Annotated in this window: 6 protein-coding genes and 1 pseudogene; 6 read left to right on the top strand and 1 reads right to left on the bottom strand. The window is 68.2% G+C overall.

Annotation, left to right across the window (positions count from 1 at the left end; all coding sequences use genetic code 11):
• Both I71_RS09010 and I71_RS09015 read left to right on the top strand, forming a co-directional pair.
• On the top strand, positions 1-349 hold a 349-nt coding region (locus tag I71_RS09010; protein WP_042694043.1), incomplete at its 5' end, for a FixG Ig-like domain-containing protein.
• A 122-nt stretch (positions 350-471) separates the two neighbouring features.
• Positions 472-1,968 (top strand): PLP-dependent aminotransferase family protein, encoded by a 1,497-nt coding sequence (locus tag I71_RS09015; protein ID WP_083897066.1) that lies wholly within the window; start codon positions 472-474, stop codon positions 1,966-1,968.
• A gap of 22 nt (positions 1,969-1,990) precedes the next feature.
• Here I71_RS09015 and I71_RS09020 read toward each other — a convergent pair whose 3' ends face one another.
• On the bottom strand, positions 1,991-3,214 hold the full coding sequence (locus tag I71_RS09020) for an ROK family transcriptional regulator (RefSeq protein ID WP_244433723.1): 1,224 nt from the start codon (positions 3,212-3,214) through the stop codon (positions 1,991-1,993).
• A 450-nt stretch (positions 3,215-3,664) separates the two neighbouring features.
• Here I71_RS09020 and I71_RS09025 point away from each other — a divergent pair, with 450 nt between their 5' ends.
• The 4 genes and pseudogenes from I71_RS09025 to I71_RS09040 all read left to right on the top strand — a co-directional run.
• Positions 3,665-4,975, top strand: a complete 1,311-nt coding sequence (locus tag I71_RS09025; protein WP_042694047.1) for a sugar ABC transporter substrate-binding protein — start codon at positions 3,665-3,667, stop codon at positions 4,973-4,975.
• 127 nt (positions 4,976-5,102) lie between these two features.
• Complete coding sequence (locus I71_RS09030; protein ID WP_042694049.1) at positions 5,103-5,975, top strand: carbohydrate ABC transporter permease; 873 nt, start codon at positions 5,103-5,105, stop codon at positions 5,973-5,975.
• A 2-nt stretch (positions 5,976-5,977) separates the two neighbouring features.
• Positions 5,978-6,808 (top strand): carbohydrate ABC transporter permease, encoded by an 831-nt coding sequence (locus I71_RS09035; protein WP_042694051.1) that lies wholly within the window; start codon positions 5,978-5,980, stop codon positions 6,806-6,808.
• Positions 6,809-6,821: 13 nt separating this feature from the next.
• A pseudogene (locus I71_RS09040) lies at positions 6,822-7,277 on the top strand (ABC transporter ATP-binding protein); the annotation flags it as partial.

Here is a 7,277-nt window from a genome sequence, read left to right on the forward strand (position 1 = left end):
CGACGTCTCCGTTCTGCGCGACCGGGCACCGCTGTTCGTCACGCTCAGCGACGGCCGCATCCAGAATGCCTACACCGTCAAGATCGCCAACATGTCGCTGACGGAGCGTCATTACCGTCTCACCCTGGCGGGCCTGCCGCAGGCGAGCCTCAGCCTGTCCGGCGACGGCACCGAGGCTGGAGAGCTGTCGCTGACCGCCCGCGCCAACGCGGTGGAAACCTACCGCATCCAGGTCCGCGTCCCGCGGACGGCGCTGGCCGGCTCCTCCACCCCTGTGACGGTCACCCTGACCCCGGACACCGGATCCGGACAGCCGGCCAGACACGACAGCGTCTTCCTGGCACCTTAGCCAGGACCGAAAGGAAGGCCCCCCTCTTTCCCGCTGGGGGAGGGGGTGGCACCGGCACCCGAACGCACCTATGATACCGACGCTGCCACGGCAGTGCGGGCAAGGGAACGGCCAGGACATCCATGCAATCCGACCATACAGGGCAATCTGGACCGGCCGATCCGTCGGAGGCCGCCATCTGGCAGCCCGACCTGACCAGCCGCGCCAAGCCGGTCTATCTCGCCATCGCCGACGCCCTGGCGGACGACATCGCCGCCGGCCGTCTGGCGGCGGGACAGCGGCTGCCGCCGCAGCGCACGCTGGCCGACCGGCTGGGTGTCGACCTGACCACCGTCAGCCGTGCCTACAGCGAAGCCCGCCGCCGCGGCCTGCTCGACGCCCGTGTCGGCCAGGGCACCTTCGTCAGCCCGCAGAATAGGCCGTCCGACGGCCAGCCGCCCGACACCACGCCGCCCGAAGCCGTCCGGCACCACCACGAAGCCCCAGCCGCGCCCGCAGTCATCGACATGACCATGAACCAGCCGCCCCTGCCCGATTCGCCGGAGCTACTGGACCGGGTGCGGCGCGGGCTGGCCCAGGCGATGCTGCGGCTCGATCCGCAGGCGCTTCTGCGCTATCCGGAGGCCGGCGCCGGCTTCCGCGCCGCGGAGGACGACCGCGCCGCCGGCATGCGCTGGATCGCAAGGCGGCTGCCCGGTCTCGACGACAGCCGCCGCGTCGTCGTCTGCCCCGGCACGCAGAGCGCGCTGCTGGCTCTGCTCTGCATGCTCACCCGTCCCGGCGATACCGTCTGTACCGAGGCGCTGACCTATCCCGGCTTCAAGGCCATCGCCCGCCAGCTCGGCCTGCGGGTGGTCGGGGTGGCGATGGACGGCGACGGCCTCGATCCTGACGCCCTGCGCGCCGCGGTGGAGACCTATGCCCCCAAGGCGCTCTACTGCACCCCTACCCTGCACAACCCGACGACGGCCACCTTGCCGCTAGAGCGCCGCACCGCCATCGCCGCCATCGCCCGCGACCATGGCATCCCGGTCATCGAGGACGACATTTACGGCGTGCTGCCGCAGGATGCGCCGCCGCCCATCGCCGCCCTGGCGCCGGACATAACCTTCCATGTCGTCGGACTCGCCAAATGCGTGGCGCCGGGCCTGCGCATCACCTATGTCGCCGCCCCCGACACCCGTCAGGCGATGCGGCTGGCCGCCGCCCAGCGCGCCACGATCCTCGGCACCCCGCCGGTTCCGGCCGCCGTCGCCAGCCAATGGATCGCCGACGGCACCGCCGACGCGCTGCTGGCCGCCATCCGCAGCGAGGCGCAGGCCCGCCAGCGCATCGCCCGCGACCTGCTTCCGGCCCCGTCGCTCACCGCCCATCCCGACGGCTTCCATCTGTGGCTGAGCCTGCCGGCGCCCTGGACCCGCGGGGAATTCGCCGCCCATCTGCGCAGCGCCGGCATCGCCGCCGCGGTCAGCGACACCTTCCTGACCGCCGGCCCGGCGCCGGAAGCGCTGCGCATCTGTCTTGGCGCCCCCATCGGCCGCGCCGACTGCCGCCGCATGCTGGAAACCCTCGCCGACGCCCTCGACCAGAGCCCCGCGCTGGCCGGCATCGTCATCTGAGGCGCTGTGGCGCCCGGGGCCTTCAGACCAGGTCCCGCGCCATGCCCGACCGGACCAGCAGGTCGGTGTCGGGCGAGAAGCGCGCCTTCAGCGGCAGCATCGCCGCTCCCAGCACGCGGGCCATCGGCCCGATGGAGCCCGCCATCACCGGTGCGGCCTTCAGCCCCGACCGGTTGAAGCGTTCCACCGCCGCCGACAGCCGCTGCGTGAAGCGGTCGCGCCAGAAGGGCGGCAGGAAGCCGTCGACCACCACCTCCTGGAAATCGATGACGCTGAGCGCCGAGACGACGGCGCGCGACAGCTCGGCACAGGCGGTTTCGGCCCAGGCGTCGAAGATGGCATCCGCCCGCCCGCCGCTGCCGTCGGGGAGCGCTGCCGACAGCGCCGCCGACGGGTCGATCCCGGCGGCCTCCAGGTCACGCTCCAGCAGGAAGATGGAGGCGGCGTGGATCAGTTGTCCAGGCCGCTCGCCGCGGCCGTCTGGCCCTGTGGGCGCCGTCGGCCCCGTCGGCATCGAGCCGATGGCGCCGGCATTGCCCTGCTCGCCCCGGTACAGCCGGCCGTCGAGCACCACCCCGCCGCCGATGAAGGTGCCGAGATAGATATAGAGTGCGCTGCGGCTGGTGATGGCGTGGCCGGCGATCATCTCCGCCGCGCAGGCCGCCGCCGCGTCGTTGTAGAGCGTCACCGGCAGCCCGGTCTCCCGCGCGAAGGCGCCGCCGATGTCGGCGTCGCGCCAGCCGTCCAGCGCCCCCGGCGCCAGCCCCAGTTCCGCCGACCAGGCATGGATTTCGTCCGGCATGGCGACGCCCAGCCCGACCACCCGCGCGCGCGCCGCCGGCGGCAGATGCGCCAGCAACCCGACCGCCTGCGCAATGGCGGTGGAGATCGTCGGCTCCGGCAGCGGGGCGTCGTAGCGCACCCGGCTCGCCCCCAGCTCCTCCCCCAGCAGGTTGATCAGGATCGCCTCGACGCTGCGCCTGCCGATCTTCACCCCCAGCGCATAGGCGCCCTCCGGGTTCGGCGCGATCGGGGTGGACGGCTGGCCGACCTGCCCGCGCACCTTGTCGAGCTTGACCAGCAGCCCGTCCTCCAGCAGCCGGTTGACGATCACCGACGCCGCCTGCCCGCTGAGACCGGTCTCCCGCGCGATTTCCGCCTTGGACAGCATGCCGGCCTGCAGCAGCGCATGCATGACCAGCCGCTCGTTGTAGGCGCGCAGCCCGGTGGTATCGCCGCCCCGCATCCTTCTACCGCCTCCCCGCCCTTGACCTCGACAATAATCCGTATAACGTCCATTCATAACAAAATCAAAGTGATTTATTTAATCGGGTTCGCTCATGATCATGGCCTTTGGATCGATCAACTTTGAAACTTCGCCACCGTAGCAAGCGGCACCCCAAGGGAGCAAGGTCGGCGGCAAATCCGGCTTAATCCTTATCTCCAGGCCATCGTCGGCCCTCCTGGCCACATCGCCTCCCCACCCTGCCACACGGGCCGTCCGAGGCATACGCCGCTGAATATCAAAATCAATGTGATTTATCTATTGCGGCCCTCGCCCGGCTGCGCCATAGTGTTGGTGTGCCCTACAAACCGATTGCCGCAAACGCATCCGGGTGTCGGGCGACCAGTCGCAAAGGCCGGCGGGACGAAAGCCAGGGCGCGGCCGGACAGGATTTTGGGGAGGAAAACAGAAATGAAGCGTGCGCTTTCCTTGATCGGCGCGGCCGTCGCCGCGTTTCTCGGCAGCTCCGCCCAGGCGGAAACGCTGTCCATCGCCACGGTGAACAACGGCGACATGATCCGCATGCAGAAGCTGTCGGAGCATTTCAACAAGGCGCATCCCGACATCACGCTGAACTGGGTGACGCTGGAAGAGAATGTGCTGCGCCAGCGCGTCACCACCGACATCGCCGCCAAGGGCGGCCAGTACGACATCCTGACCATCGGCACCTACGAGGTTCCGATCTGGACCAAGCAGAAGTGGCTGATGCCGCTGACCAAGCTCGGCGCCAATTATGACGTCGAGGATCTGCTGCCCTCGATCCGCAGCGGCCTGACCACCGACGGCACGCTCTATGCCGCGCCCTTCTACGGCGAAAGTTCGATGGTCATGTACCGCAAGGACCTGTTCGAGAAGGCCGGCCTGACCATGCCGGAGGCGCCGACCTGGGCCTTCGTCTCCGACGCGGCGCGCAAGCTGACCGACAAGAAGGCCGAGGTCTATGGCATCTGCCTGCGCGGCAAGGCCGGCTGGGGCGAGAACATGGCCTTCCTCAGCGCCATGGCGAACTCCTTCGGCGCCAGCTGGTTTGACATGACCTGGAAGCCGCAGTTCAACACCGACCCCTGGAAGCAGACCCTGACCACCTATCTCGGGCTGATGAAGGACGCCGGCCCGCCGGGCGCCTCCTCCAACGGCTTCAACGAGAATCTGGCGCTGTTCCAGTCCGGCAAATGCGCGATGTGGATCGACGCCACCGTCGCCGCCTCCTTCGTCTCCAACCCGGCGCAGAGCAAGGTGGCGGACAAGGTCGGCTACGCGCTGGCCCCCGACACCGGGCTCGGCAAGCGCTCCAACTGGCTGTGGGCCTGGAACCTCGCGATCCCCGCCAGCAGCAAGAAGGGCGATGCCGCGCAGGCCTTCATCTCCTGGGCGACCTCCAAGGAGTATCTCGACCTCGTCGCCAAGGAGGAGGGCTGGGCCAACGTGCCGCCGGGCACCCGCACGTCGCTCTACACCAATCCCGAGTACCGCAAGGCCGCTCCCTTCGCCGACCTGACGCTGAAGTCGATCCAGGCCGCCGATCCGCAGCATCCGACGGTCCAGCCCGTGCCCTACACCGGCGTGCAGTTCGTCGCCATTCCCGAGTTCCAGGGCATCGGCACGGCGGTCGGACAGGCCTTCTCCGCCGCGCTCGCCGGTCAGACGACCGCCGACCAGGCATTGCAGACCGCCCAGACTCTCGCCACCCGCGAGATGACCAAGGCCGGCTACATCAAGTAAGCGGTCACACCCGACCTTCCGTCCTGCCCGATCTCGGCAACCCTTCTTCCTCCGCCGTCCCAGCTTTCTCTGGGCTGGCGGAGGAAGAAGGCCGCGCTCCACAACGCCGTTACCCAAGGGTCGAGCCATGGCCACCGCCCATTCGCGTGCAGCCGCGCGCCTGACGATGTCTCCGGCCGTCATCCTGCTGCTCGGCTGGATGCTGATCCCGCTCGTGATGACGCTCTACTTCTCCTTCCTGCGCTACAATCTGCTGATGCCGGGGACGGAGGAGTTCATCGGCACGCTGAACTACCAGTATTTCCTCACCGATCCGGCCTTCTTCTCGGCACTCTTCAACACGCTGGCGCTGGTCGGCGGGGTGCTGGTGCTGACCATCGCCGGCGGGATCGGGCTGGCCCTGCTGCTCGACCAGCCCTTCTGGGGACGGGGAATCGTCCGCCTCCTGGTCATCGCCCCCTTCTTCGTCATGCCCACCGTCTCGGCGCTGGTGTGGAAGAACATGCTGATGAACCCGGTGAACGGCCTGTTCGCCGCCATCGCCAAGGGGCTGGGCCTCCAGCCCTTCGATTTCCTGGCCGAGGCGCCGCTGTCGTCGATCATCCTGATCGTGACGTGGCAGTGGCTGCCCTTCGCCACGCTGATTCTGTTGACCGCCCTCCAATCGCTCGACCGTGAAAGGCTGGAGGCGGCGGAAATGGACGGCGCCGGTGCGCTGGACCGCTTCCTCCACATCATCCTGCCCCATCTGGCCCGCGCGATGACGGTGGTGACGCTGATCCAGACCATCTTCCTGCTGTCGGTCTTCGCCGAGATCCTGGTGACGACCAACGGCGGCCCCGGCACCGCCACCACCAACATCACCTACCTCGTCTATGCCCAGTCGCTGCTGCAGTTCGATGTCGGCGGCGGCTCCGCAGGCGGCATCGTCGCCGTCGTCCTCGCCAACATCGTCGCCGTCTTCCTGATGAGGATGATCGGCCGCAACCTGGACATCTGACCATGGCGCGCGCCGCAACCAACCGCCGCATGCTGGTCGTGACCCTGATCGCCTGGGCTGTCGGGATCGTGATCTTCTTCCCCATCCTGTGGACCGTCCTGACCAGCTTCAAGACCGAGTCCGAGGCGGTGGCGACCCCGCCGACCTTCCTCGCCTTCCACTGGACGCTGGAGAATTACAGCGAGGTCCAGCAGCGCTCCGACTATTTCCTGCATTTCTGGAACTCGGTGGTCATCTCGGTCGGCTCGACGCTGCTCGGCCTGCTGGTCGCGGTGCCCGCCGCCTGGTCGATGGCCTTCGTCCCCGGCAAACGCACCCGCGACGTGCTGATGTGGATGCTGTCGACCAAGATGCTGCCGCCGGTCGGCGTGCTGATCCCGATCTATCTGCTGTTCCGCGATTTCGGGCTGCTGGACAGCCGCATCGGTCTGGTCATCGTGCTGACGCTGATCAACCTGCCGATCATCGTCTGGATGCTGTTCACCTATTTCCGCGAAATTCCGGGCGAGATCCTGGAAGCGTCCCGAATGGACGGCGCAGGGCTGAAGGAGGAGATCCTGTTCGTCCTGCTGCCGATGGCGGTGCCCGGCATCGCCTCCACCCTGCTGCTGAACATCATCCTGGCGTGGAACGAGGCCTTCTGGACGCTGAACCTGTCCGCCTCGCAGTCGGCGCCGCTGACCGCCTTCATCGCCAGCTACTCCAGCCCGGAAGGGTTGTTCTACGCGAAACTGTCGGCCGCCTCGACCATGGCGGTCGCGCCGATCCTGGTTCTCGGCTGGTTCAGCCAGAAGCAGCTTGTGCGCGGCCTGACCTTCGGCGCCGTGAAGTAGGGGGGAACCCGTTATGGGTCAGATCACGCTCGACCGCGTCACCAAAAGCTTCGGCGACATCGACGTCATCCCGCCGCTGGATCTCTCCATCGGCAACGGCGAGTTCGTGGTGTTCGTCGGCCCGTCCGGCTGCGGCAAGTCCACGCTGCTGCGGCTGATCGCCGGGCTGGAGGATGTGTCGTCCGGCGCCATCCGCATCGACGGCAAGGACGCCACCGCCCTGCCGCCCGCCCAGCGCGGGCTGGCGATGGTGTTCCAGTCCTACGCGCTCTATCCGCACATGACCGTGCGCAACAACATCGCCTTCCCGCTGAAGATGGCCCGGCTCGACAAGTCCGCCATCGACCGCAAGGTGGAGGCGGCGGCAAAGGTGCTGAACCTCACCAACTATCTCGACCGCCGCCCCGGCCAGCTGTCCGGCGGCAGCGCCAGCGCGTCGCCATCGGCCGCGCCATCGTCCGCGAGCCGA

The sequence above is a fragment of the Azospirillum sp. B506 genome (genome assembly GCF_000333595.1).
Classification (GTDB): Bacteria; Pseudomonadota; Alphaproteobacteria; order Azospirillales; family Azospirillaceae; genus Azospirillum.

Coding starts and splice junctions, on each gene's coding strand:
- I71_RS09015 (WP_083897066.1), top strand. CDS start 472: ATGCAATCCGACCATACAGGGCAATCTGGACCGGCCGATCCGTCGGAG.
- I71_RS09030 (WP_042694049.1), top strand. CDS start 5,103: ATGGCCACCGCCCATTCGCGTGCAGCCGCGCGCCTGACGATGTCTCCG.
- I71_RS09020 (WP_244433723.1), bottom strand. CDS start 3,214: ATGCGGGGCGGCGATACCACCGGGCTGCGCGCCTACAACGAGCGGCTG.
- I71_RS09035 (WP_042694051.1), top strand. CDS start 5,978: ATGGCGCGCGCCGCAACCAACCGCCGCATGCTGGTCGTGACCCTGATC.
- I71_RS09025 (WP_042694047.1), top strand. CDS start 3,665: ATGAAGCGTGCGCTTTCCTTGATCGGCGCGGCCGTCGCCGCGTTTCTC.